The 23,290-nt window shown below is 70.2% G+C and carries 24 protein-coding genes; 9 read left to right on the plus strand and 15 right to left on the minus strand.

Translation table 11 applies throughout. From position 1 onward, the window contains the following. The 5 genes from RR3_RS20395 to hsaA form a co-directional block, all read right to left on the minus strand. A complete protein-coding gene (locus RR3_RS20395; protein ID WP_040270145.1) occupies positions 1 to 1,251 on the minus strand; it encodes a lipid-transfer protein in 1,251 nt (416 codons plus the stop codon). Beyond that, positions 1,248 to 3,440: an acyl-CoA dehydrogenase family protein gene (locus tag RR3_RS20400; protein WP_064065691.1), complete on the minus strand. Its 2,193-nt coding sequence runs from the start codon at positions 3,438 to 3,440 to the stop codon at positions 1,248 to 1,250. Before RR3_RS20400 ends, RR3_RS20395 begins: the two co-directional genes overlap by 4 nt. Positions 3,441 to 3,468: 28 nt before the next feature. Beyond that, complete coding sequence (locus RR3_RS20405; protein ID WP_064065690.1) at positions 3,469 to 4,629, minus strand: steroid 3-ketoacyl-CoA thiolase; 1,161 nt, start codon at positions 4,627 to 4,629, stop codon at positions 3,469 to 3,471. 221 nt (positions 4,630 to 4,850) lie between these two features. Continuing rightward, entirely contained in the window at positions 4,851 to 5,495 is a 645-nt protein-coding gene (locus RR3_RS20410) for a TetR/AcrR family transcriptional regulator (RefSeq protein ID WP_010596079.1), read from the minus strand. Positions 5,496 to 5,665: 170 nt separating this feature from the next. Further along, on the minus strand, positions 5,666 to 6,832 hold the full coding sequence (gene hsaA / locus RR3_RS20415) for a 3-hydroxy-9,10-secoandrosta-1,3,5(10)-triene-9,17-dione monooxygenase oxygenase subunit (protein ID WP_017679869.1): 1,167 nt from the start codon (positions 6,830 to 6,832) through the stop codon (positions 5,666 to 5,668). A 231-nt stretch (positions 6,833 to 7,063) separates the two neighbouring features. On the opposite strand from hsaA, the gene RR3_RS20420 reads away from it, so the two are divergent. Genes RR3_RS20420 through RR3_RS20430 form a run of 3 tightly spaced genes read left to right on the plus strand, consistent with a single transcriptional unit; the run spans position 7,064 to position 9,287 of the window. Then, entirely contained in the window at positions 7,064 to 8,239 is a 1,176-nt protein-coding gene (locus RR3_RS20420; RefSeq protein ID WP_010596082.1) for a 3-ketosteroid-9-alpha-monooxygenase, oxygenase component, read from the plus strand. Then, positions 8,217 to 8,474 carry a hypothetical protein gene (locus tag RR3_RS20425; RefSeq protein ID WP_017679868.1) on the plus strand — a complete coding sequence of 86 codons (258 nt, stop codon included), beginning with the start codon at positions 8,217 to 8,219 and terminating at the stop codon, positions 8,472 to 8,474. Before RR3_RS20420 ends, RR3_RS20425 begins: the two co-directional genes overlap by 23 nt. Positions 8,475 to 8,495: 21 nt before the next feature. Continuing rightward, positions 8,496 to 9,287 (plus strand): SDR family NAD(P)-dependent oxidoreductase, encoded by a 792-nt coding sequence (locus RR3_RS20430; RefSeq protein WP_010596084.1) that lies wholly within the window; start codon positions 8,496 to 8,498, stop codon positions 9,285 to 9,287. Positions 9,288 to 9,640: 353 nt separating this feature from the next. Here the strand turns inward: RR3_RS20430 and RR3_RS25205 are convergent, their stop codons facing one another. From RR3_RS25205 to RR3_RS20460, 7 genes are all read right to left on the minus strand, one after another. Then, positions 9,641 to 9,772, minus strand: coding sequence for a hypothetical protein (locus RR3_RS25205; RefSeq protein WP_017679867.1), 132 nt, complete (start codon positions 9,770 to 9,772; stop codon positions 9,641 to 9,643). Positions 9,773 to 9,842: 70 nt separating this feature from the next. Next, the gene (gene bphC, locus RR3_RS20435; RefSeq protein WP_017679866.1) at positions 9,843 to 10,754 is read right to left on the minus strand and encodes a biphenyl-2,3-diol 1,2-dioxygenase; all 912 of its coding nucleotides are present in this window, start codon (positions 10,752 to 10,754) and stop codon (positions 9,843 to 9,845) included. Between the two features lie 31 nt (positions 10,755 to 10,785). Further along, a complete protein-coding gene (locus RR3_RS20440; protein WP_017679865.1) occupies positions 10,786 to 11,964 on the minus strand; it encodes an acyl-CoA dehydrogenase family protein in 1,179 nt (392 codons plus the stop codon). A 32-nt stretch (positions 11,965 to 11,996) separates the two neighbouring features. Continuing rightward, positions 11,997 to 13,019, minus strand: a complete 1,023-nt coding sequence (gene dmpG / locus RR3_RS20445) for a 4-hydroxy-2-oxovalerate aldolase (RefSeq protein ID WP_017679864.1) — start codon at positions 13,017 to 13,019, stop codon at positions 11,997 to 11,999. Between the two features lie 39 nt (positions 13,020 to 13,058). After that, on the minus strand, positions 13,059 to 13,961 hold the full coding sequence (locus RR3_RS20450) for an acetaldehyde dehydrogenase (acetylating) (RefSeq protein ID WP_017679863.1): 903 nt from the start codon (positions 13,959 to 13,961) through the stop codon (positions 13,059 to 13,061). Between the two features lie 12 nt (positions 13,962 to 13,973). Next, positions 13,974 to 14,759: a 2-keto-4-pentenoate hydratase gene (locus tag RR3_RS20455; protein ID WP_017679862.1), complete on the minus strand. Its 786-nt coding sequence runs from the start codon at positions 14,757 to 14,759 to the stop codon at positions 13,974 to 13,976. A gap of 116 nt (positions 14,760 to 14,875) precedes the next feature. Further along, positions 14,876 to 15,745 (minus strand): alpha/beta fold hydrolase, encoded by an 870-nt coding sequence (locus tag RR3_RS20460; protein WP_017679861.1) that lies wholly within the window; start codon positions 15,743 to 15,745, stop codon positions 14,876 to 14,878. A gap of 241 nt (positions 15,746 to 15,986) precedes the next feature. On the opposite strand from RR3_RS20460, the gene RR3_RS20465 reads away from it, so the two are divergent. The 6 genes from RR3_RS20465 to RR3_RS20490 all read left to right on the plus strand — a co-directional run bounded on the left by RR3_RS20465 (position 15,987) and on the right by RR3_RS20490 (position 20,005). Then, the gene (locus RR3_RS20465) at positions 15,987 to 16,514 is read left to right on the plus strand and encodes a flavin reductase family protein (RefSeq protein WP_017679860.1); all 528 of its coding nucleotides are present in this window, start codon (positions 15,987 to 15,989) and stop codon (positions 16,512 to 16,514) included. Positions 16,515 to 16,594: 80 nt separating this feature from the next. Next, on the plus strand, positions 16,595 to 17,104 hold the full coding sequence (locus RR3_RS20470; protein ID WP_026137567.1) for a ClbS/DfsB family four-helix bundle protein: 510 nt from the start codon (positions 16,595 to 16,597) through the stop codon (positions 17,102 to 17,104). Between the two features lie 273 nt (positions 17,105 to 17,377). Continuing rightward, positions 17,378 to 17,818: a VOC family protein gene (locus RR3_RS20475; protein ID WP_017679858.1), complete on the plus strand. Its 441-nt coding sequence runs from the start codon at positions 17,378 to 17,380 to the stop codon at positions 17,816 to 17,818. 241 nt (positions 17,819 to 18,059) lie between these two features. Then, entirely contained in the window at positions 18,060 to 19,202 is a 1,143-nt protein-coding gene (locus tag RR3_RS25285) for a DUF6745 domain-containing protein (protein ID WP_010593434.1), read from the plus strand. 19 nt (positions 19,203 to 19,221) lie between these two features. Continuing rightward, positions 19,222 to 19,689 (plus strand): DUF8820 family protein, encoded by a 468-nt coding sequence (locus tag RR3_RS20485; RefSeq protein ID WP_010593435.1) that lies wholly within the window; start codon positions 19,222 to 19,224, stop codon positions 19,687 to 19,689. A 100-nt stretch (positions 19,690 to 19,789) separates the two neighbouring features. Continuing rightward, entirely contained in the window at positions 19,790 to 20,005 is a 216-nt protein-coding gene (locus RR3_RS20490) for a hypothetical protein (RefSeq protein WP_234420217.1), read from the plus strand. A 56-nt stretch (positions 20,006 to 20,061) separates the two neighbouring features. Here the strand turns inward: RR3_RS20490 and RR3_RS20495 are convergent, their stop codons facing one another. The 3 genes from RR3_RS20495 to RR3_RS25215 all read right to left on the minus strand — a co-directional run bounded on the left by RR3_RS20495 (position 20,062) and on the right by RR3_RS25215 (position 23,150). Further along, a complete protein-coding gene (locus RR3_RS20495; protein WP_064065689.1) occupies positions 20,062 to 21,267 on the minus strand; it encodes an enhanced intracellular survival protein Eis in 1,206 nt (401 codons plus the stop codon). A gap of 108 nt (positions 21,268 to 21,375) precedes the next feature. After that, positions 21,376 to 22,815: an ABC transporter ATP-binding protein gene (locus RR3_RS20500; protein ID WP_064065769.1), complete on the minus strand. Its 1,440-nt coding sequence runs from the start codon at positions 22,813 to 22,815 to the stop codon at positions 21,376 to 21,378. Then, complete coding sequence (locus RR3_RS25215; protein WP_234420118.1) at positions 22,812 to 23,150, minus strand: hypothetical protein; 339 nt, start codon at positions 23,148 to 23,150, stop codon at positions 22,812 to 22,814. Before RR3_RS25215 ends, RR3_RS20500 begins: the two co-directional genes overlap by 4 nt. Between the last annotated feature and the right edge of the window lie 140 nt (positions 23,151 to 23,290).

Below are 23,290 nucleotides of genomic sequence, written 5' to 3' on the forward strand. Positions count from 1 at the left end.
TCAGTTCTCCTTCTCGTCCGCGGTTCCGGTGAGGGTTCCGGCCCGGTACAGCGTCACCACGCACGCGCCGCCGAGCCCCAGATTGTGTTGCAGGCCCACGCGGGCGCCGTCGACCTGACGGCCGCCGGCTTCGCCGCGCAGCTGCCAGGTGAGTTCGGCGCACTGGGCCAGGCCGGTGGCGCCGAGGGGATGGCCCTTGGAGAGCAGGCCGCCCGACGGGTTGACCACCCACCGGCCGCCGTGGGTGGTGGCACCCGACTCGACGAGCTTGCCGCCCTCGCCGGGGCTGCACAGCCCGAGCCCCTCGTAGGTGATGATCTCGTTGATGGCGAAGCAGTCGTGCAGTTCGATCACGTCGACGTCGTCGACGGTGAGCCCGGACTCGGCGAACACCCGGGCGGCGGCCGCTCCCGTCATCGGGGCGCCGACGACGTCGATCATCGAGCGGCTGTCGAACGATTCGCCGGTGTCGGTGGTCAACGCCTGCGCGACGATCTCGACGGCCCGGTCCTCGAGGCCGTGCTCGCGCACGAAGGCCTCGCTCACCAGGACCGCCGCGCCGGCGCCGTCGGAGGTGGGCGAGCACTGCGAGCGGGTGAGCGGCGCGTGGATCATCTTGTCGCCCAGCACCTGTTCGAGGGTGTACTCGTCGCGGAACTGCGCGTAGGGGTTGTGCACCGAGTGCCGGTGGTTCTTCACCGCCACGGCGGCGATCTGCTCGGCGGTGGTGCCGTAGCGCTCCATGTGCTCGACCGCGGCGTTGCCGAACAGCTGGGCGGTCATCGGGCCGGTGCCCCACTCGTGCAGGTCGGTCATGACGTTCAGGTGGTGGTCGAGCGTGGTGACCTTCGGCAGTTCGCCGGTGCCGGTCAGGGAGGTGCGGGTCATCTTCTCGAACCCGACGGCCAGCGCGACGTCGGCCTGCCCGCCCTGCACCCAGTCCCGCGCCGTCATCAGCGCCGTGGAGCCGGTGGCGCAGTTGTTGTCGACGTTGACGATCGGGATGCCGGTCAGTCCCACCTCGTACAGGGCGCGCTGACCGGCGGTGGACGGCTGGAACACGTAACCGACGGCGGCCCGCTGCACCCGCCCGTAGCCGATGCCGGCGTCGCCGAGGGCCATGTCGACGGCCTCGCGGACCATCTCGGGGTATTCCCGGCCGCTGGTCTCGATCTTCTCGAACTTCGTCATCCCCACGCCGACGACGAACACGCGGCGTCCCTGCCGCGCCGACGTCACGGCGGTGCTCACTTCCCGGGCTCGGGGTCGCGGGGCAGGCCGAGCAGGCGCTCCCCGATGATGTTGAGCTGAACGTTGGTGGTGCCGCCGGCGATCGACATGCACTGGGAGTTGAGGAACATCTGCGTCGCCGACCGGCGGTCCTGCGCGCCGAGCAGGGCACGCGGTCCGGCCCAGTCCATCGCGACCTCCCACACCTGCTGGATGTGCTCGACGCCGAGCAGCTTCGCGACCGAGGACTCGGCACCGGGCTGGGCACCGGCCAGGGAGCGCAGCGTGGTGCGCAACGCCATCAGCCCGCCGGTCTGCGCGTCGCACAGCACCTTCCCGAGGACGGTGGCCTGTTCGTCGTCGAGTCCGCCGGGCAGTTCGGCGGCCAGATCGAGCAGGGCCTCGCCGCCGGAGCCGAGGGACGAGTCGTGCGAGAGGGAGACGCGTTCGTTGGCGAGGGTGGTGCGGGCGAGCTTCCAGCCGTCGCCGGGCTCGCCGACGAGGCACTCGTCCGGGACGAAGACGTTGTCGATGAAGATCTCGTTGAACAGCGCCTCGCCGGTGATCTCGCGCAGCGGGCGGATGTCGAGACCCTCGCTGCCGCGCATGTCGACGAGGAAGTACGACAAGCCCTTGTGCTTGGGAGCGGAGGCGTCGGTGCGGGCCAGGCAGATGCCCCAGTGGGCGTCGCGGGCCATCGAGGTCCACACCTTCTGCCCCTGCAGGATCCACCCGCCGTCGATCTTGGTGGCCTTCGTGGTCAGCGACGCCAGGTCCGAGCCCGCGCCGGGCTCGGAGAACAGCTGGCACCAGACGATGTCGCCGCGCAGCGACGGCGGCACGAACCGCTCGAGCTGCTCCGGGCTGCCGTGCTCGATCAGGGTCGGCACCACCCAGTTGCCGATGATCATGTCGTGCGGCCTCAGGCTCGCCGCGCGCAGTTCCTCGGCGATCACCAGCTGGGTGACCGCGTCGGCGCCCTTGCCCCACGGCGCGGGCAGATGCGGTGCGGTGTAGCCCTTCTCGGCGAGGTACGTGGTGCGTTCGGCGCCGTCGAGCGTGGCGGCGGGCGCGAGTTCGCCGCGCACCTCGTCCCGGATCCGCTCCGCCTCCGGCGGCAGGTCGATGCCGAGGACGCGGCGGGTGCCGCCGCGGGTGAGGTCGGTGACCCGCCGGCGCCACGACGCGGTGGAACCGAGCAGGATCCGCAGCGACTGGGCGCGGCGCAGGTACAGGTGCGCGTCGTGTTCCCACGTGTAGCCGATGCCGCCGAGAATCTGGATGCAGTCCTTGGCCACGGCGAACGCGGCCTCGGGGGCTGTGGCGCCGGCGACGGCGGCCGCGAGGGACGCCTCGTCGGCGTCGACACCGCCGGGGGTCAGGGCGCGGGCGGCGTCCCACGCGCACACGCGGGCCTGCTCGGCGAGTGCGAGCATGCGTGCGGCGCGGTGCTTGACGCCCTGGAACTGGCCGATCGGGCGGCCGAACTGGCGGCGCACCGCGGCGTACTCGGCGGCGGTGCGCACGCACCAGTCCGCGATGCCCGACGCCTCGGCCGCGAACAGGGCGGCCGCGAGATCGGTGACGCGCTGCGGGTCGATCCGCAGCACGTCGTCGGCGCCGAGCGCCAGACGGTCCACCTCGAACTGCGAATTGCCGCGCACCACGTCGTGACTGGGCAGATCCTCGACGTCGACCCGGTCGCGGTGCAGCAGCACCCAGGCGCGGTTGCCGGCGTCCTCGGCCGCGACGAGCAGCACGTCGGCGGTGTGGCCGCCGAGGACGAATCCGGACCGTCCGGACAGGGTGGTGCCGGCCGAGCCGCGCCCCACCCGCAACGTGCCCGGGTCGAGGGCGACGCCGGCGAGCGTGGCGCCGTCCGCGAGACCGGCGAGTTCGGCGGTGCGGCCGGCCTCGCGCAGCACCGCGGCGGTCAGCACGGTCGGCAGGAACGGGCCGGGCACCATCGACCGGCCCAGTTCCTCGATGACCACCGCGAGTTCGACCAGACCGAAGCCGGCGCCGCCGACCTCCTCGGGCAGGTGCAGCCCGAGCACACCGAGTTCGGCGAGCGAGCCCCAGAACGCGGGACGGGTGTCGGTCTTGGCTTCGACGGCCTGGCGCACCACGTCGGCGGTGACGTGGCGGGCGGCCCAGCCGCGCACCGCGTCGCGCAGGTCGCGGTCCTCGTCTGTCAGTCCAATGGTCATGTCGGCCTCGCGAATTCGATGGTGGTGGTCAGATGCGTTCGATGACGGTGGCGGTGGACAGTGCGCCGCCCGCGCACATGGTGACCAGTGCCGTCGACCGGTCGGACCGCTCGAGCTCGTGCAGGGCGGTGGCGAGGAGCCGGGCACCGGTCGACCCGACGGCGTGGCCGAGGGCGATGGCGCCACCGTTGACGTTGACCTTGGACATGTCGGCGTCGAGCACCTGCGCCCACGACAGGACGACCGCCGCGAACGCCTCGTTGATCTCGACGAGATCGATGTCGTCCAGCGTCATCCCGGCCTTGCCGAGCACGTGGCGGGTGGCGTCGATCGGGCCGTCGAGGTGGTAGTACGGGTCGGACCCGACCATGCCCGAGGCGACGATCCGGGCACGGGGCCGCAGGCCCAGTTCCTGGGCGCGCTCGGCGCTGGTGAGCAGGACCGCGGCGGCGCCGTCGCTGATCTGCGACGCGGAGCCCGCGGTGTGGATGCCGCCCTCGACGACCGGCTTCAGCGCGGCCAGGCCTTCGGCGGTGGTCTCACGCAGGCCGCCGTCGCGGGTGACGACGGTGGTTTCACCGGTGGGCACGCCGTCGGCGAGCACGGGCGCCTCGGTGGGGACGATCTCGCGGTCGAACCGGCCCTCGGCCCAGGCGGCGGCGGCGCGGCGCTGCGACTCGAGACCGAAGGCGTCGGTGTCGCCGCGCTTGATGCCGCGCTTGGCGGCGATGCGCTCGGCGGAGGTGAACTGGTCGCCCATGTCGATGGTCCAGTCGTCCGGGTAGGGGCTGCCGGTCTCGGAGGTGAGGGCCTGGCCGAGGAAGACCCGGCTCATGGATTCGACGCCGCAGCCGATGCCGGCGGTGATCTGGCCGGAGGCGATGAGGCCGGCGACGATGTGGACGGCCTGCTGGGAGGAGCCGCACGCGCAGTCGATCGACGTGGCGGCCGTCGTGTAGGGCAGGCCGGCGTGCAGCCACGCCTGCCGGGTGACGTTGTTGGACTGTTCGCCGGCCTGGGTGACGCAGCCGCCGACGACCTGGCCCACCTGGTCGGGGGCGAGGCCGGTGCGCTCGAGGACGGCGCGCTGGGCGGTGCCGAGCAGGGTGGCCGGGTGCAGACCGGACAGGGCGCCGCGGCGGCGGCCGACGGGGGTACGGGCCGCGTCGACGATGACTACGTCGGTCATGAGCTGGCTCCTCGGAACATGAGTGCTGGGCAGGTGTCGATGGGACGCGCCGGCGCACAGAACCGGAACGCGTTCACTTTTGGAATGTATTCCATTTCTTACGCCACGGCAATGGCCTATTTCGGACCTTATGCAGCTCTACGCCCCACGGATGGAATAAGAATTCATTTCAGTTACGCAGGCACGCCGAGGTTCGAGACACGGGTGCGCGACCGGGGAGGTCAGACGGAGGGTGCCGGGCTCGCGTTCGCCGGGCTCGCGTTCGACAGGCCCGCGAGCAGCAGCTCACACGCCACCCGCAGGTCGGACTCCGCGTCGGGAACCGAGATCCGGCCGTTGAGACTGGACTGGATGATCCCGAACCACGCCTGCTCGAGGACCCGCACCAGCGTCGCGTCCCGTTCGGTGACGTACTCGAGTCCGGCCGCCCGATAGAGCACCTCGCGGAAGCGGTGGTCGATCTTCGCGACGTCGGGAATGGAGGTGGCCTTGGCGGTGCTCGTGGACTGGATCATCGCCGTCGCCAGCAACGGCCGTCGCCGCAGCGCCCGCGTCGCCCGCACGAGCGCCTCGTAGACGGCCTCCTGCGGGGTGGCGTCCGGATTGGTGCGCTGGGCCATCCGCTCGCTCATCTGATCGATCTGATCGACCATGACCGCCACGAACAGGTGCGTCTTGGACGGGAAGTACCGGTACAGGGTGCCGATGGCGACGCCGGCCATCTTCGCGACCTCGTGCATCTGCACCCGTTCGAGTTCCTTCTCGGTCGCCAGGCTCGCAGCGGCGTCGAGGATGCGCCCGAACCGCGCGCGCTGCTCGGCGGACGTCGGCTCCGCGGCGTCCCGCGCTTCGGCAACTCTGGGCACGGGGGTCCTCCTCCGTCGTCTCGTCTCTGCGGCGATGCCGCGCCGCCCAGCATCCCGCGTTCCGCGCCGAGCCGCCGGAGATCTTCCGCTCAGTGGGACGCGCGCGTGCTCGGCGCACGAGAGGGAGGATACAGCGATCCCGGGCGCCCCTCGTTCCAGCAGGTGGCGGCTCAGATCAGGTTGTCCTCCACCGGCAGGCCGAATGCGCCCCGTCCGTACATCGCGAGGGCGCGTTCGGGATCGTTGGCGACGTGCACGCTGCCCGCGTGTGCGTCACGCCACGCCCGCTCGACGGGGGTCCCCCGGCCGAGCGAGTTGCCGCCCGAGGTCTTGAACAGCAGATCGATCGCCTCGACGGCACGCTCGGTGCCCCGCACCTGGTCGCGGCGCAGCCGCAGCCGCAGCCGCGTCGGCAGCGGCTGCCCCGCCACCGCCAGCTCGTACAACTCCCGGATGTTGCGGTCCGTCTGGAGGATCGCCGCGTCGATCTCCGAGGCGGCCCGGGCGACGGCGACCTGCGCGAACTGGTCCTCGGCGAACCGGCCCCCGCCCAGGCTCAACCGCACCCGGTTCCGCATCGCCCCCAGATACTGCTCGTAGCACCCGGCGACCGTTCCGATCACCGGCGCGGCGACGGCGGTGGTGAAGATCGCGGCGAACGGCAGCCGGAACAACGGTCCCGGGTTCACCGCGTGGCCGGGGGCACGCAGCTGCGCCAGGTCGTAGTTGCGCACCGTGCGGTGGTGCGGCACGAACGCCTTGTCGACGGAGATCTCGTTGCTGGCGGTTCCGCGCATGCCCACGACGTCCCACACGTCCAGGATCCGGTAGTCGCTGCGCGGCACCAGGACGGTCATGAAGTCCACCGGCCGGCCCTCGGCACCGACGACGAGTGCCCCGAGCAACGCCCAGGTCGCATGCTCGCACCCGGACGAGAACCGCCAGTTGCCCGACAGCCGGAAACCGCCGTCGACCGGGACGAGTTCGCCGACCGGCGCGTACGACGAGGACAGCAGCGTCGAATCGTCCTGCCCCCACACGTCGTCCTGGGCCTGCGGGTCGAACAGGCCCAGGTGCCAGGAGTGGACCCCGAGGATCGACGTCACCCAGCCCGTCGACCCGCAGGCCCCCGAGATCTCCCGCACCACCTCGTAGAAGCGCACGGGGTCGCATTCGAGACCGCCGTACCGGGCGGGCTGCAGCATCCGGAACACCCCCGCCGCGGCCAGGTCCTGCACGGTCTGGTCCGGCACCCGGCGCGAGTCGTCGACCGTCTGCGCGCGCTCCGCGATGGACGGCAGCAGTTCGCGCACCTTCGTCAGCACGTCGTCGGGCATCGGCGTCACTCCTTCGTGACCGGGGCGGGTACGGGCTCCCCCATCGTGCGGCGCCGTCGCCGCGGCCCGCCGGAACGTGTCCCGGACAGTGGGATCGCCGCACCCCCGGTGACCGGCCTCACCTAGCGTCGATCCCACAGGTCGCAGGCGGCTGCCGTCCCCCGGCCCACCCGCGCACAGCACCGAGGTGCTCCATCCGATACGACATTTCCTCCGAAAGGACGGACGACAGTGAGCTCCAGCAAGTCCGACGACGTCGAAGTTCGCGAGATCGTGGCCGGTGCCGCGCCCACCCGGTTCGCCCGGGGCTGGCACTGCCTGGGCCTGTCCGAGTCCTTCAAGGACGGCAAGCCGCATTCGGTCCACGCCTTCGGCACCAAGCTCGTGGTGTTCGCCGACAGCAGCGGCAACCTGAAGATCCTCGACGCGTACTGCCGGCACATGGGCGGCGACCTCAGCCAGGGCACGATCAAGGGCGACTCGGTGGCCTGCCCCTTCCACGACTGGCGCTGGGGCGGCAACGGCCGGTGCACGTCGATCCCCTACGCGCGGCGCGTTCCGCCGATCGCGAAGACCCGCGCGTGGCACACCCTCGACCAGGACGGAATGCTGTTCGTCTGGCACGATCCCGAGGGCAACCCGCCGCCCGCCGACGTCACCATCCCCCGCATCGAGGGCGCGACGAGCGACGAGTGGACCGACTGGGTCTGGTACACCACCGAGGTCGACACCAACTGCCGCGAGATCATCGACAACATCGTCGACATGGCGCACTTCTTCTACGTGCACTACTCGTTCCCCACGTACTTCAAGAACATCTTCGAGGGCCACGTCGCGACGCAGATCATGCACGGTCAGGCGCGCGAGGACATGCGGCCGCACGCCGACGGCCAGCCGAAGCTCGTCGGCAGCCGCTCCGAGGCGGCGTACTTCGGTCCGTCGTTCATGATCGACGACCTGCAGTACAAGTACGAGGGCTACGACATCGACTCGGTGCTGCTCAACTGCCACTACCCCGTCACCGAGAACAAGTTCGTCCTGATGTACGGGATCATCGTGAAAAAGTCGGACGCCCTCGGCGACTCGGCCGACGAGACGGCCCGCAAGTTCGGTGACTTCATCGCCCGAGGCTTCGAGCAGGACGTCGAGATCTGGAAGAACAAGACGCGCATCGAGAATCCGCTGCTGTGCGACGAGGACGGCCCGGTCTACCAGCTGCGCCGCTGGTACGAGCAGTTCTACGTGGACGCCGCCGACGTCAAGCCGGAGATGACCGAGCGGTTCGAGTTCGAGATGGACACCACCCGCCCCGTGGCGGCGTGGATGAAGGAGGTCGAGGAGAACCTCGCCCGCAAGACGGCAGCCGAGGAGGCGGCGACCACCGATGCAACCCCTGCAGTGCACTGAGTGCGGCGCCCGGGTTCTCGTCGCCAAGAACAGCTGGGAGCACACCTCCGTCCAGTGGAACGAGGAGGCGCGGTCTCGGTGCCCGGAGATGCGTGAGCAGGGTGGGCAGGACTCCCGGCCCGGGGCGCCGCGCCGTGGTTGCGCGAAGCTCGCCGAGACGATCACGTGGGCCGCGACCGAAGGCCGCCTCACCGTCCTCGACGACACCCCGGTCCCGGGGCCGATCATCCAGTAAGTCAGCCGGAAAGGAACTTTCGTGATCGACGTCAAGCAGTACGGCTCGTGGGCCGTCATCGCCGGCGGCTCCGAGGGCGTCGGTGCCGCGTTCGCCGACGAGCTCAGCAAGGCGGGGCTGAACCTGGTGCTCGTCGCCCGCAAGCCCGGCCCGCTCGAGGAGACCGCCGAGAAGGTCCGCGGCAACGGGGTCGAGGTGCGCACCCTCGCGCTCGATCTGCTCGCCGACGACGCGGTCGAGCAGCTCCGGCGGGCGACCGCCGACGTCGAGGTGGGTCTGCTCATCTTCAACGCCGGCGCCAACAGTTACGGTCACGAGTTCGTCTCCGGCGACCTCGACGGCTTCCGTGGCGTGATCACCCTCAACATCGATCGGCAGCTGGAACTTTCGCACCTGTTCGGGTCGAAGATGAAGGAGCGCGGGCGCGGCGGCATCATGCTGCTCGGCTCGCTCGCCGGCTACATGGGGTCCGAGCACCAGAGCATCTACGCGGCGTCCAAGGCGTTCAGTCGCGTGTTCGCCGAGAGCCTGTGGCTCGAACTCGCCCCGCACGGGGTGCACGTCGTCGAACTCGTCCTCGGTGTGACCCGCACCCCGGCGATGATCCGCGCCGGGCTGAACTTCGACATCCCCGGCATGCTCGTCGCCGAGCCGGAGGAGGTGGCCCGGGAGGGCCTCCAACACCTCACCGACGGGCCGGTGTGGGTGGCCGGCGGCAACTACGACGCCGCGGTCAAGCGCAGCGGGTTCCCCCGCGACAAGCTCGTCCGGGGCGCGGCCGAGGCGATGCGCAAGCTGCTGAACAGGAGCTGACCGAACGGATTTCCGGGGCGTCGGTGTGAAAGCACCGACGCGGGGGTACCTTACACACGATCGGGTCGGCCGGACTGCGCACATTCCATGACAGTCGGTCCACCGTCGACTTGCTGCGCAGGACGGCCGGCCCGATCGGTTCTCGTATCCGCACTGCCCACCCGCCGAGCACGGCGTGTGGGCAGTTCGTTTCTGTGCGGGTCGGAGCACCGGCCGGGTCGACTGCCGCGCCGGCGGGACCTGCGAGCTCGGTGCGTCGTCGGTAGGCGCGGACCGGCACTGCGTTCCGCGCAGAGCACCGACGATCCTGTCCTGCAGGCGCACCGGGGTCATGGCGCAGCCGTAGCCGACGATCACGACGAGCCATGACAGATCGCGGCGCGGGCGCACCGTCGCAGCCGCACCGACAAATTCGTCGCGAGCAGCGTCGCGACGACGCCGAGCAGCACGGCAGGAACCATGCCGTGCGAGGTGCGGCCCAGCACCAGGGCTCGACGACGAAGGCCCGGCCGGGGTGATCCCCGGCCGGGCCTTTGTTCGTGTTTCCTCTGCGAGCTAGGACTTCGGGCTGAACGCCGCCAGCGGCTCGGACCCGGACCAGTCGTGGCCCCAGTAGCTGTCGGCGGTGATCTCCTCGGCCGTGTAGTACGCCTCGTCGACGAGCATTCCCTCGGTGCCGAACTCGAGGTCCCAGCCGCCCGGCGCGCGCACGTAGAACGAGACCATCTTGTCGTTCGTGTGCCGGCCCAGCGTCGAGGAGATGGAGAACCCGAGCTTACGTACGCGGTCGAGTGCCTGACCGACGGCGTCGAGGGTGTCGACCTCGGTCATCAGGTGCACGAGGCCGGGCTCCTCGGTCGGCGGCGCCGGGCACAGGGCCAGGCTGTGGTGACGCTGGTTCACGCCGAGGAAGCGCACGCGCCGCGCCGGGCCGGGAGCCTGGAGCCGGATCGCGCCGCGCGGCAGGAAGCCGAGCACCTCGGTGTAGAAGGCATGCGCCGCGTCGAAATCGGTGGCGGGCAGCACGACGTGGCCGAGGCCCTGCTCGCCGGTGACCCACCGGCCGCCGTGCGGGGTGACGACGGGGCTGTGATCGAGCACCGGGCCGAAGAACACCTCGACGCGGGTGCCGATCGGGTCGTCGAACGCGATGACCTGCTCGGCGTCGCGGTAGTCGCATTCCTCCTGGGAGAGGACGTCGACGGTGACGCCCGCCTTCTCGACGGTCTCGCGGACCCGCTGGAGGGCGAACTGATCGCGCACCTCCCAGCCCACCGCGAGTGCCTTGTCGGATTCGCCGGGCAGCACGATCAGGCGTGCCCGCCGCTCGTCGACCCGCAGGTAGAGGCCGTCCGGTTCGGGGCCGGAACCGACGGCCATGCCGAGGCCGTCGACGACGAGTTCACGCCAGCGCGCGACGTCGGTGGTCTGGATCCGGAGGTATCCGAGTCCTCGAATATCCGTCATATGTGTTCCTTCCGGGACGTTCGCGGGAGAGCTAGATCATCGAGCGGTGGACACCCTGCGGCTCGCCGCCGAGCTGGGTCAGCGCAGACGCGTGGAAGATCGAGCCGGGGACGTGGATCGCGTGCGACAGACCGACGTGCGCATCGCGCCAGAAACGCTGCATCGGGAACTTCAGGTGCATCGCGCCACCACCGGCGCGGGCGAAGATCTCGTCGACGGCGCGGACGGCCCGCCACGCGGCAGCGGTCTGGGTGCGGCGCCCGATGGCACGCTCGTCGAAGGTGACCTCCTGGCCTTTGTCCGTCTTGTCCCAGAAGCGGTCGACGGTCTCGAGGATCGCGGCGCGCGACGCGGCGATCTCGGCGGCCGCCTCACCGAGGGCATAGAGGACGTACGGGTCCTCCTTGATCGGGATACCGGTGACCGCGACGCGCTCCTTCTGGGCCGCGATGTAGCACGCGAGCGCGCCCTCGGCCATGCCGATCAGCGACGAGGTGATGCCCAGCGGGAAGATGCACGAGAACGGGAACTTGTAGAGGGTCTCGTCGCGCCCGGCGTGCCGCCAGCCGTTGCCGCTGAGGACGACGTCGGCGTCGAGGGTGCGGTAGGTGGGGATGAAGGCGTCCTCGATGATCAGATCCTTCGAGCCGGTGCCGCGCAGGCCCACGACGTTCCAGCTGTCCTGGTCGATCTCGTAGTCCGAGCGCGGCAGCAGCACGTGCAGGACCTGCGGCGGGTTCAGCCGGTTGCCGTCCTTGTCGCCCACCGCGGCGCCGATCATGATCCAGCCGCAGTGGTCGGTGCCCGAGGAGAACGACCAGCGGCCGTTGAGGATGTAGCCACCGTCGACCGGAACCGCGACACCCATCGGCGCGTACGGGGAGGCCATCCACATGTCGGGGTCCTCGCCCCAGATCTCGTTCTGCGCCTTCGGATCGAAGAACGTGAGCTCCCACGGGTGCACGCCGACGATGCCGGCGACCCATCCGGTGGCGCCGTCCATTGCGCCGATCGCCATCGCGGTCTCGGCGAACTCGCGCGGGTGGACCTCGAGGCCGCCGTGCTCCTTGGGCTGCAGCATGCGGATGACACCGGCGTCACGCAGCCGCTTGGCGTTGTTGTCGGTCAGGCGCATGAGCTTGTCGCCCTCGGCGCCCTCGGCGCGGATCTCGTCCGCGTACTGGATGATGTTGTCCAAAACCTGGCCCATGACTGTCAGCTCTCTGCTCGGGACCCGAGGGTCTACTTCTGGGCGGCGAGACCGACGGCGATCTCGATGAGTTGGTCTTCCTGGCCCCCGACGAGGTTGCGGCGGCCGGCCTCGATGAGGATCTCCGCGCCGGAGACCCCGTACCGATCGGCGTGGGTGGCGGCGTGCTTGAGGAAGCTCGAGTACACGCCGGCGTACCCCATCGTCAGCGACATCCGGTCGAGGAGGCACTCGCCGTCCATGATCGGCCGCACCACGTCCTCGGCGGCGTCGATGATCTTCAGGGTGTCGATACCCGTTCGGATACCGAGCTTCTCGGCGACGGCGACGAACGCTTCGACGGGGGTGTTGCCCGCGCCGGCACCGAACCGGCGGGTGGAGCCGTCGATCTGCAGTGCGCCGGCACGCACCGCGAGCACCGAGTTCGCCACGCCGAGCCCCATGTTCTCGTGCCCGTGGAAACCGACCTGCGCGTCGTCGCCGAGCTCGGCGACGAGAGCCGCGACCCGGTCGGAGACTCCCTCGAGGACGAGGGCGCCGGCCGAGTCGACGACGTACACGCACTGGCAGCCGGCGTCGGCCATGATGCGCGCCTGCTTCGCGAGCACCTCGGGCGGCTGGCTGTGCGACATCATCAGGAATCCGACGGTCTCGAGACCGAGCTCGCGGGCCAGCCCGAAGTGCTGGGCGGAGATGTCGGCCTCGGTGCAGTGCGTGGCGATCCGGCAGATCGACGCGCCGTTGTCGGCGGCCTCGCGGATGTCCGAGCGGACCCCGAGCCCCGGCAGCATCAGGAACGCGATCTTCGCCTGCGTCGCGGTCTCGACGGCCGCCTTGATGAGCTCCTGCTCGGGGGTGCGGCTGAAGCCGTAGTTGAACGACGAGCCGCCGAGGCCGTCGCCGTGGGTGACCTCGATGACGGGCACACCGGCGGCGTCGAGTGCACCGACGATCGAGCGCACGTCCTCGACGGTGAACTGGTGACGCTTGGCATGGGAGCCGTCACGCAACGACGAGTCCGTGATCCGGATGTCGAGATCTGCGCTGTAGGGCATCGACTGTGTTCCTTCGAAAGTACGGTCTGCGGTGGGGTTCTACACGCGGGCGGTGAGCAGCTTGGCCGCGAAGCTCTCGCCCACCTTCGTGGCGGCCGCGGTCATGATGTCGAGGTTGCCCGAGTACGGCGGCAGGAAGTCGCCGGCGCCCTCGACCTCGAGGAAGATCGCCACGCGGGCGCGTCCGCCGCTCATCGGGGTGGGGTCGTCGAACTGCGGCTCGGCGCGCAGGCGGTAGCCGGGGACGTAGCCCTGCACCGTGGCGACCACCTCGTGGATCGACGCGGCGATCGCGTCGCGGTCGGCGTCCTCGGGGATCGAGCAGAACACGGTGTCGCGCATGAGCATCGGCGGCTCGGCCGGGTTGAGGATGATGATGGCCTTGCCCTTGCGGGCGCCGCCGATCGTCTCGATGCCGCGGCTGGTGGTGATGGTGAACTCGTCGATGTTGGCGCGGGTTCCGGGGCCGGCCGACGGGGAGGCGACGCTCGCGACGATCTCGGCGTACTCGACCTCGGTGACGCGGGAGACGGCGTGCACCATCGGGATCGTGGCCTGGCCGCCGCAGGTGATGAGGTTGACGTTCGGTGCGTCCTCGTGTTCGCCCATGTTCACGGCGGGCACGACGGCCGGCCCGAGGGCGGCCGGGGTGAGGTCGACGACCTGGATGCCGAGTTCGGCGTAGCGGGGTGCGTTCGCGCGGTGCACGTAGGCCGAGGTGGCCTCGAAGATCACGTCGGGCCGCTCGTCCTGGGCCAGCAGCCAGTCCACCCCCTCGTGGCTCGCGACCAGGCCCTCGGTCGCCGCGCGGGCGAGACCCTCGCTGCCGGGGTCGACACCGATCATCCACCGCGGCTCGATGACGTCCGAGCGCAGCAGTTTGTACATCAGGTCGGTGCCGATGTTGCCCGGCCCGACGATCGCGGCGGTAGCCTTCGTCACTGGTGCACTTCCTTACTTGAATTCTACTGAGACAGAGCCGATGTCGCTGAAATCAGCGCGGAAGACGTCGCCCGGGCGGGCATCGACGGCGCGGGTGCACGAGCCGGGCAGGATCACGTGCCCGGCCTCGAGCCGCACCCCGAAGCTCGCCACCTTGCGGGCCAGCCACGCGACGGCACGGGTCGGGTCGCCCAGTACCGCCGCCGCCTCGCCGCGCGCGATCTCCTCGTCGCCCTGGTACAGCACCGCCGAGATCGCTCCGATGTCGACCCGGTCCGGTTCGATGCGGCCCGCCCCGAGGATCACTCCCGCGGACGAGGCGTTGTCGGCGATCGTGTCCGCCAACCCGATCCGCCAGTCCACGATGCGCGAGTCGATGAGTTCGATGCTCGGGACGATGTACTCGGTCGCCCGGAGCACGTCCGCCTCGGTGCAGTCCTCGCCGGGGAGGGTCTCGCCGAGGACGTAGCCGATCTCGACCTCGATGCGCGGGTAGCAGAACTGCGCCGTGTCGATGGGCTCGTCCTCGGCGTACACCATCGTCGAGAGCAGGTGTCCGTAGTCGGGCTCGTCCACGCCCATCATCTTCTGCATGACCTCGGACGACAGGCCGACCTTGTGGCCGTAGACGGTGGCGCCCGCCTCGAGCCGGCGGCGGATGTTGATCAGCTGGATCTCGTACGAATCCACCACGTCGATGTCGGGGAAGGTCTCCGTCAGCGGGGCGATCGCGGCGCGGTCGCGCTCGGCGGCCCACAGAAGATCGGCGGCGGCGAGTCGCCGGGAACCGTCGAGCATCGTGCACTCCTGGAACTGGTCGATGATCCGCGCGTCGTCGCGCCGATCGGTTGTCTCGAAGGTGGCATATGCGCAGGTGGGAGGACGGAAGTCTTCCCGCTCAGCGGGATCGTGGGCTAGCTGCGATCGTCGTCGCGCAGCAGGAACGCGAGGACCGCCGACAGCCACGCGTCGCGGGCTTCGATCATCGTCCAGTGCCCGCACTTCGGGAACGTGTGCAGCTCGCAGTTCGGGATGTCGCGCATGGGCAGCATCGCCATGTCCACGGGGCTGACCCGGTCGTCGCGGCCCCACGTCAGCAGGGTGGGCGCGGTGATCTTGTGCAGCTGCGCCCAGTACGGGGTGACGTTCGAGGCGGCCGCCGCGGCGGCGCCGGCGGCGAACGCCTTCGAGCTGTACATCCGGCGGGCGATCTCGAGGGTCTTCGGTTCGGTGGCGAGCGCCCAGCGTTCCTCGACGAGCTGGTCGGTGACCACGGCGGGGTCGTAGACCATGGACTGCAGCCAGCGGACGAGGCCCTCGCGGGTGGGGTTGTCGGTGAACTCCATGAGCAGCTTGATGCCCTCGCCCGGTCCGGGCGCGAAGACGTTCTTGCCCATCCCGCCGATCGTGACGAGCCTGCGCACGCGGTGCGGCTCGTCGATGGCGACCTTGGCGGCGACGATCCCGCCCATCGAGTTGCCGACCATGTCCACCGCACCGAGACCGAGGCCGTCGAGGAAGGTGCCCACGGCCCCCTGCGCCATCGCCATCGGATGGCCGTCGCCGGGGTCGCTGACGCCGAAACCGGGAAACTCGAGCACCAGGCAGCGGAAGTGCCGCGCGAAGTCGGCGAGGACGCCGCGGTAGTTGCGCCACCCCGTCACCCCCGGGCCGGAGCCGTGCAGCAGCAGCAGCGGCGGTCCGTCGCCGGCCTCGTGGTAGCGCAGCACACCCTGATCGGTGGGAAGTTCCTTCAGGGTCCCCTCGTAGCTCACTTCGGTCATCGTCGTCCCTGTTCGTCGCCGTGGTGCCGGGCACACCGCCCATTCGAACCGCAGGCTGCCAGCCCTGATCGACGACGGCCATACACCATCCCGTTCAGCGAGATCACCGCTCGGTCGACGGCGGCGCCGCCGACCCCGTCCGCTCAGCGGGACGCTCGCTCGGACCGCCCCGGCCCTGACCTAGCGTCGCCCATCGACCAGTGATCACGCCGATCCGTCCCCACGACCCGGAGGTGGACTCATGCCCCTCGAGACGACGACCCTCGCACCATCGACAGCCGACGCGCCCAGCCCGGAGGACATGCGCCGGGTGATGGGACAGTTCGCCACCGGGGTCACGGTGGTGACGGGACTGGACGACGAGGGCCCGGTGGGGTTCGCGTGCCAGTCGTTCGCCTCGGCGTCGCTCGAGCCGCCGCTCATCCTGTTCTGCGCCGACCACCGCGGCCGCGCGTGGCCCCGGATCCGGGCGACGGGGCGGTTCAGCGTCAACGTGCTCCGCGAGGACCAGTCCGACCTGTGCGCCCGGTTCGGCTCGAGCCGGGGGCGCAAGTACGAGGATCTTGCCTGGGAGGTGTCCCGCTGGGGAACGCCGGCGCTGCCGGACGTGCTGATGCGCGTGCACGCGCAGGTGCACGACGTCCACGTCGCCGGCGACCACGACGTGATCATCGGCCGGGTGCTGGAGCTGGACACCGTGTGCGAGGAGCGTCCCATGGTGTTCTTCCGGGGCCGGTTCGGGATCGAGAGCCCGGCGCCGGTGGTCTGACCGGGCCCGTCGCCGGGCACAGACCCACCGTCGCCGATACCGTGCATGCCGGCACCACCGCCCGCCACACGGAGACACGCATGCCGGTACCGCACACCAAGGACGAGTTGCTGCACGCCCTCGCCGACACGTACGGCGCGCTCACGCGCGAGCTGCAGCGTGTGCCTGCCGAACGGGCCCGGGAGGCGTCGCTGCCCGGGCACCGCGCCGGAACCCGGATGAGCCCGGCCGATCTGGTGGCGTACCTGATCGGATGGAGCGAACTGGTCGTTTCGTGGCACGACGACCGCGCTCGCGGCATCGACCCGCACCTCCCGGCACCGGGATTCACCTGGAACCGACTCGGCCCGCTGGCGCAGAAGTTCTACCGCGATCATGCCGACGTACCGTGGCCGCAGCTGCTGCAGCGGCTCGATGCCGCCCACGACCGCATCGTTGCCCTGGTGCGCGGGCTCGACAACGACGAACTCTACGGCGCGCCCTGGTATCGCACGTACACCGCGGGACGGATGATCCAGCTCAACACCTCCTCCCCGTACACCAACGCCCGGCGCCGCCTCCGCACCTGGCTACGCGCCGAGGGCCTGTGAGCCGCCCGCCGTCGCCGGCCGGGTGATCACTCCTCGCCGAGCTCCTCGGTGACGTCGCGGACGGCCCGGTCGCTCGCGTGCCATTTCCCCGGTTCGGTAGCACCCGGGACAACACCGGATGCGTGCCCACGACCGGCGAGGTCCGGTCCATGCAGGACAACAGCGACCTTTCGATACCACGGGTCGACCGCGGCTCTGCGGCAAGAACATGTCGAGATCCCGGACCCGTCTCCGTCCCAGCATCGGCACGACGACACTCGGAGGATGGGTCCCATGGCACACGTGAAACGTTTCGACCACATCGGCATCACCGTCGCGGACCTCGAGTCGGTGACGGCGTTCTTCGTCGGACTGGGTCTCGAGGTGGAGGGCACCGGATCCGTGGAGGGCGAGTTCGTGGAGACCGTCTGCGGCATCCCCGGCGCGCACTGTGAGATCGCCGTGCTCCGGCCGCCCGACGGAGGGACCCGGCTGGAGCTCGCGACCTTCGTCACGCCCGACCACGGGCCCGGATCACCCACGGCGATGCCCAACGAGCTCGGGCTGCGCAACGTGTCCTTCGAGGTCGACGACCTCCAGGCGGCCGTCGACGCGGTGGCTGCGGACGGTTACGGGCTCGTCGGCGGCATCGGCGAGTACGAGAACAGCGTGCGGATGGCCTACGTGCGTGGACCCGAAGGGATCATCGTGTCGCTCTTCGAGCAGATCGGCTGACGCGCGGGCGCCGTTGCCCGCGTGCCGATCCGTTGCCCGGGTCGCGGCGGTAGTTCCGAGAATGCCCTTCTGCAGCAGTCCCGTACGACGATCGACGACGGTCCCGCTCGGCCGATGACGTAAACGTCGGTCTTCGTCCACGCCCGAACGCCTGGGCGGGGACACTTGCTTGCGCCCAGAGCCTTCCCGTGCCATCCTCGATAACCATGACTACAGGAAAGGCGGCCACCGCCACCATCCGGTGAGCGCCGTGCCGATCTCATCAGCGGTTCCGCACCGCACCCTGTCCACCGGAATCACCGATCCGCACGCCCTTGCCGCCGCCGCGTCCGCCCGGCGCGACCATTGGCTCGCGCAAGGACTGTGTACGAGGCCTTCCGACCAGCCCGCCGCGGAATCCGCCGTCGCAGAGCTCTACCGACGAGCGGGATTCGACGAACCGGAGTTCGTCTGGGTCCCCTCTCCCCCAGCGGCACTGCAGTCGATTGCCGACGAAGGCCTCTCGGTCCCCCCGCTGCGCTTCGGAAAGCCGGCACACCCTTCGGCGGGGATCGCCGCACTCTGGTCCGCGTCCCGTGACCGGATGGACGCCCGCACACCTCGGCGGCAGGACCCGCTCCTTCGTGCGGCCGTGTGGGATTCGTTGCGGACGTCTCTGTACGTCGGTGTCGCGACGGCGATACGCACACTGTGGCCGCGCCCGACTCCCGGTGTCACCTGGTACGGGCAACAGGAGGCACATCGGGTCGCGTACTACGACACGGTCCGACGCTTCGGCCTCGCGAGCTTCGAGTCGCGCGACGACGACCTCCTCGATCTTCAGGCCGCACTGGTCCGCGCCACCGGGTGGTGGTGGGCGTTCGGCGGAGTCTGCGTCATGGCCGAACGGCCTACCGCACTACACACCGAACCCACACCCGAGGGCGTCCACAACGAACGCCGCTTACACCACCCCGATCGTCCGGCACTCGAATTCTCGGACGGCAGCCATGTTTTCGTGCATCACGGCACCATCGTTCCCGATTGGGTCGTCCTCGATCCCACCGTCGAGCGGATCAACGACGAGCGCAATATCGAGGTCCGCCGATGCGCCATCGAGCGAATCGGCTGGGACAGGTACATCGACATGGCTGCGCTCGCACTCGTGGACCGTGCCGACGATCCGGGAAACCCGGGATGCACGCTCGGACTGTATGCATCCCCGACCGGTTGGGGTCGGCACGGCCGGATCCTGCTCGTCGTCAACGGTTCCGCCGAACGCGACGGGCAACGGCGCCGGTACGGCCTGCACGTCCCCGATTGGGTTCCCTCCGCACTGGACGCCGCGGGCTGGACCTACGGCATCAGCGGTACCGACTATGCCCAACTCGTTCGCCGAACCTGAACTCCACCAAGGTGATCCCATGCATTCCGAACTCGCACTGTCCGAACTCACACTGTCCGATCTCACGACTCTCAGCGGGTTGGACGTCCTCGACCACCTGGACCGGGAGGTCACCGTCCCGGTGACCGGTGGTCTCCAGGCTCAAGGCGATCTGATCGTCATCCCCTACCCGGTGGTCGGTGCCGCCGTCGAACGCACACCGTGGGCGCGCTCCCTCCGGGTGCCACGGTCGGGAGTGGAGTTGCTGCGGAGCGCCGCCGGCGGCAACCCGCACTCCCTCGTCGCCGACGAGGGCACCTGCACGTGGACGACCCCCGTCCGGGACACCATGGGTCTCGCTCTGGGCATCGTCGAGACCACCGGGACGGCGTATCTTCTTCACCCCGAGCACGGGGCGACGGGGATCGCTCCGGGTTGCTACGTGATCCGTCGACAACGCGAGCACGGCGCAGGACGGTACGGGTCGGCGCGACTGGTCGCCGATTGACCTGTACACGTCGCTCGATCGACGTCGCCGACCTGACGCGTCGCCGGTCCGCGCGGTCCGGAGGTGTGGCGAGCTCGCGGCGGTAGTCTCGGTGATCGTGATGGTGACCGGGAGCGTGGTCGCAGACGCCGGATGGGGCGAGTGCGTCCGCACCGGCACGCAGTGTCTGCCAGGGTTCGACCTGCTGGTGGCCGCATGGGCGGCGGCGGGAGTGTTCGTGCTGGTGTGGCTGGCCGCGGCATCGGCGGCCACCGTCGACGTCGCCGGCCTGCCGACTGGTGCAGGTCGCAACCGGAGGATTCCGACCGGATCATGAGAATCCCACACTGTGTCGACAAGGCTGTGTCGACATGACACAGGGCAGCTCTCGATTCAGAAGTGCCAGCCCAGTGTTGCGGGGCGGGCGACGTCGAATGCGCGGTCCAGGCCGGCGATGTCACCGGCGCTGTGCGCCTCCACCCGGCCGGCGGCGGCAAACGTGCGGGCCTTGTGCGCGCCGAGGTACAACGCGGACAGCGCGTCCAGGTCCAGCGTGATCACCGGCGCCGCGTCGGTGCGGACGCACCGGGCCCGGCCGTTGCGGACCGTCAGCGCGAAAGTGGCCCCGGCGCTGCGGAACGGGTCACGGACCGCCAGCACGGTGTCCAGGTCGGCGGCATAGTCGCGGGCGGTCAACGCGGCCGGCACGTCCATGATCCGCAGCCACAATTCGTCCACCCGGGCGGTCGTGCGCGGCAGGCGGTAGTCGGTCAGCAGCAGGCGCAGCGGATCGTCGGGATGCTGGACGGCTTCGATGCGGTGGGTCAGGTCCAGTCCGCACAGGGTGCGCCACAGCGCGGCGTGGGCGTCGTCGGTGATCGCGACCAGCTCCTCGACCACCGCGACCGGCTCGGCGTCGGATCCCTTGCGGCGGAAGGTGGCGTACCCGTCGGGGTGAACGAGGAAGAACAGCGCCGAGGCGCCGTCGCGGCGCTCCTCGGGATCGGCAAAAGTGTAGTCCCACTCGGCTTTCGGACGGGCCTGCGCTCCCGGCGTGCACAGCCGCCACCGGTCGTACAGTTCCGGCAACCGGACCGCCGCCGTCGCAGCGTCGGCAAGGACCACCCCGCCGGGATCGGGGGCGTCCTCGCGGAAGCGGGCGAAGCGCCGATCGACGGTGACCTCGGTGGCGACGGTGGCCGGACCGTATCCGAAACGCCCGTAGATGCCGGCGTCGCTGGCGGTCAAGGCGGCCAGCGGTGCCCCGGTCGCCTCCATCCGGCGGTGCAGCTCGGTGAACATCGACCGCAGCACGCCGCGGCGACGGTGCGTGGGAGCGACCGAAACCCAGCTGACACCACATGCCGGGACCTGGTGCCCGCCGGGCACAGTGATCTCCATGTCCAGATACAGCGCCTGACCGATCGGCGCGCCCCGCTCGGTCGCCACCACGATGTTCTCCGTGCGGAACATCGGACGAAGCAGTGTCCGATCGGCATCGATGGGGTGATACCCGAACGCCACCGAGTCGAGCAACTCCAGGGCCGGCCAGTCGTCGTCGGTGGCGGTACGGATGGTGAGGGCGTCGTGCACGGTCATGTCCGAGAGACTGACACAACCGGCCCCTCGAACGCGAGTGATTTGTCCGGTTCGGGCTCGGTGCGGAGACAGCCGCGTTTCCTCGGCGACGGACGCGGCGAGGCGCGCTCACGGCGGTTCCCCGTTCGTGGCCGGGAGGGTCATGTCGACGACCCGGTCGGAGATCGCATCCACCACGGCGCCGTCGTGGCTGATCATCAGCAGGGATATGCGTTGTGTTCGTACGAGATCGGACAAGATGTCGAGCACCCGCTGTCGGGATGCGGGATCGAGTCCCGTGGTGACTTCGTCGCAGATGAGCAGCGACGGCTCGACCGCCAGGCCACGGGCGAGGGCGGCGCGCTGGGCCTCGCCGCCGGAAAGGGCGGACGGATGCTGCCGGGTGATCCGTTCGGCCAGACCCACCTGGTCGAGCGCGCGACGGGCCGCCGCGGCCGATTCCGGGCCGGTGGCACCGCGCAGGCGTGCCGGACCGCGCAGGATCTGCTCCCACACGCTGCGATACGGGTCGAAGGCCGCCTTGGCGTCCTGGAAGACGTACCCGATCGCCGCCGTCTGGTGCCGGGTCCGTCGCCGTACCGATGCGGCCAACGGGTGACCGTCGAGAAGAACCCGTCCGGCCGTGGGTGGGTGCAAGCCCGCGACGACCCGGGCCGCGGTGGTCTTGCCGCAGCCCGAGGGGCCGTGAAGTGCCAGACATTCGCCGGGCTGGAGCGAGAGCGAAAAGCGTTGCAGAACCCGGTTGTTGCGGTACCCCGCCGAGACGGCGTCCAGGATCAACCGGGCGTCGGCCCGGGTCGGGCGGCGATCCGCAGTGTCGGCGCGTGTCTGCGGGATCCGCGGGGCGGCGACCGGCAGGATCCCGGCGTCACCGGTCTCGAGCACCCGGCCGCCGCCCATGACGATCACACGCTGGGCGACCGCGCGGACCGCGTCCAGGTCGTGGGTGACGAGCACGATCGTCAGGCCCTGCCGGGCAAGTCGGGTGATCTCGTCGAGGACCGCCGTCCGACGAGCCGGGTCCTGCCCGGTAGTGGGTTCGTCGAGGATCAGGCATGTCGGGTCGGTCAGCAGAGCCTGGGCGATGACCAGTCGTTGTTGCTGTCCGCCCGACAGTTGATGCGGGTAACGGCGCAGCATGCCCGGATCGTCGGCGAATCCCGCACGTTCGAGTGCGTCGGCCACGGTCACCGGATGCCCGTGCCGTCGGCCGGCACGAGCGATGTCGTCGAGCACGGTACCGATCCGCAGGGCCGGGTTCAGCGCCGAGGAGGGGTGCTGGGGCACGTACCCGAACCGTGCCCCGCCCGTGTCCAGAACGGTCGTGGTCACGTCGACCCCCGGGCGGCGCTCGCCCATCAATGCCAGCGCGGTGGTGGTCTTGCCGCTCCCGGAAGCCCCGACGAGCGCGGTGACCACCCCGGCGGGAATGTCCAGGTCGACGCCGTCGACCAGGAGCCGATCCCGTGTCCGTGCGGTCAGACCGCGCACTCGGATGGTGCTGCTGGGCACAGCGGCGGCCGGGGCCGCGGGGATTACCTCGGTCATCGCCACTTCCTCGTCGACACCTCGCGTGTTGCCGCGCGAGCACCGGAGTCGAACAGCAGATTCACCCCCATCGCCAAGGCGATGATCAGGGCCGCGGGCAGGACGACACCCCACGGGACGAGGGCGAGGCCCGCGCGGTTGCGGTCGATCATCACGGCCCAGTCGGTGCCGGCGGAGTCCGCGCTCACCCCCAGGAAGCTGGCCGAGGCGACCAGGTAGATCGCCCCGACGAACCGTAGCCCTGCGTCTGCCGCGAGGACCGGGAGCAGCGATCGTCCCAGATAGCCGAGGTGCCGGCGCCACCAGGTTTCGCGTTGCAGGAGCAGCGCCTCCATGGCCGGGGTGTGCGGTGTGCAGCGCCGACGCCCGCACCAGACGCGCCGCATCAGGGAACAGCAGCACCGCCACGGTGACTGTCAGAACGACCAGGTCGGCGTCGGTGAGCGCCACGGCCAGCAGCAGCACCATGATCGAC

Origin of the sequence: Rhodococcus ruber NBRC 15591 (assembly GCF_001894945.1) — a bacterium.
GTDB lineage: Bacteria > Actinomycetota > Actinomycetes > Mycobacteriales > Mycobacteriaceae > Rhodococcus > Rhodococcus ruber.

What these genes read in the sequence shown, in the direction of transcription:
- RR3_RS20400 (WP_064065691.1), bottom strand. Translation starts at nt 3,440, where the DNA reads ATGACCATTGGACTGACAGACGAGGACCGCGACCTGCGCGACGCGGTG.
- RR3_RS20405 (WP_064065690.1), bottom strand. Translation starts at nt 4,629, where the DNA reads ATGACCGACGTAGTCATCGTCGACGCGGCCCGTACCCCCGTCGGCCGC.
- hsaA (WP_017679869.1), bottom strand. Translation starts at nt 6,832, where the DNA reads ATGCCCGACGACGTGCTGACGAAGGTGCGCGAACTGCTGCCGTCCATC.
- RR3_RS20425 (WP_017679868.1), top strand. Translation starts at nt 8,217, where the DNA reads ATGCAACCCCTGCAGTGCACTGAGTGCGGCGCCCGGGTTCTCGTCGCC.
- bphC (WP_017679866.1), bottom strand. Translation starts at nt 10,754, where the DNA reads ATGACGGATATTCGAGGACTCGGATACCTCCGGATCCAGACCACCGAC.
- RR3_RS20440 (WP_017679865.1), bottom strand. Translation starts at nt 11,964, where the DNA reads ATGGGCCAGGTTTTGGACAACATCATCCAGTACGCGGACGAGATCCGC.
- dmpG (WP_017679864.1), bottom strand. Translation starts at nt 13,019, where the DNA reads ATGCCCTACAGCGCAGATCTCGACATCCGGATCACGGACTCGTCGTTG.
- RR3_RS20455 (WP_017679862.1), bottom strand. Translation starts at nt 14,759, where the DNA reads ATGCTCGACGGTTCCCGGCGACTCGCCGCCGCCGATCTTCTGTGGGCC.
- RR3_RS20460 (WP_017679861.1), bottom strand. Translation starts at nt 15,745, where the DNA reads ATGACCGAAGTGAGCTACGAGGGGACCCTGAAGGAACTTCCCACCGAT.
- RR3_RS20465 (WP_017679860.1), top strand. Translation starts at nt 15,987, where the DNA reads ATGCCCCTCGAGACGACGACCCTCGCACCATCGACAGCCGACGCGCCC.
- RR3_RS20470 (WP_026137567.1), top strand. Translation starts at nt 16,595, where the DNA reads ATGCCGGTACCGCACACCAAGGACGAGTTGCTGCACGCCCTCGCCGAC.
- RR3_RS20475 (WP_017679858.1), top strand. Translation starts at nt 17,378, where the DNA reads ATGGCACACGTGAAACGTTTCGACCACATCGGCATCACCGTCGCGGAC.
- RR3_RS20485 (WP_010593435.1), top strand. Translation starts at nt 19,222, where the DNA reads ATGCATTCCGAACTCGCACTGTCCGAACTCACACTGTCCGATCTCACG.
- RR3_RS20490 (WP_234420217.1), top strand. Translation starts at nt 19,790, where the DNA reads ATGGTGACCGGGAGCGTGGTCGCAGACGCCGGATGGGGCGAGTGCGTC.
- RR3_RS20495 (WP_064065689.1), bottom strand. Translation starts at nt 21,267, where the DNA reads ATGACCGTGCACGACGCCCTCACCATCCGTACCGCCACCGACGACGAC.
- RR3_RS20500 (WP_064065769.1), bottom strand. Translation starts at nt 22,815, where the DNA reads ATGACCGAGGTAATCCCCGCGGCCCCGGCCGCCGCTGTGCCCAGCAGC.
- RR3_RS25215 (WP_234420118.1), bottom strand. Translation starts at nt 23,150, where the DNA reads ATGGAGGCGCTGCTCCTGCAACGCGAAACCTGGTGGCGCCGGCACCTC.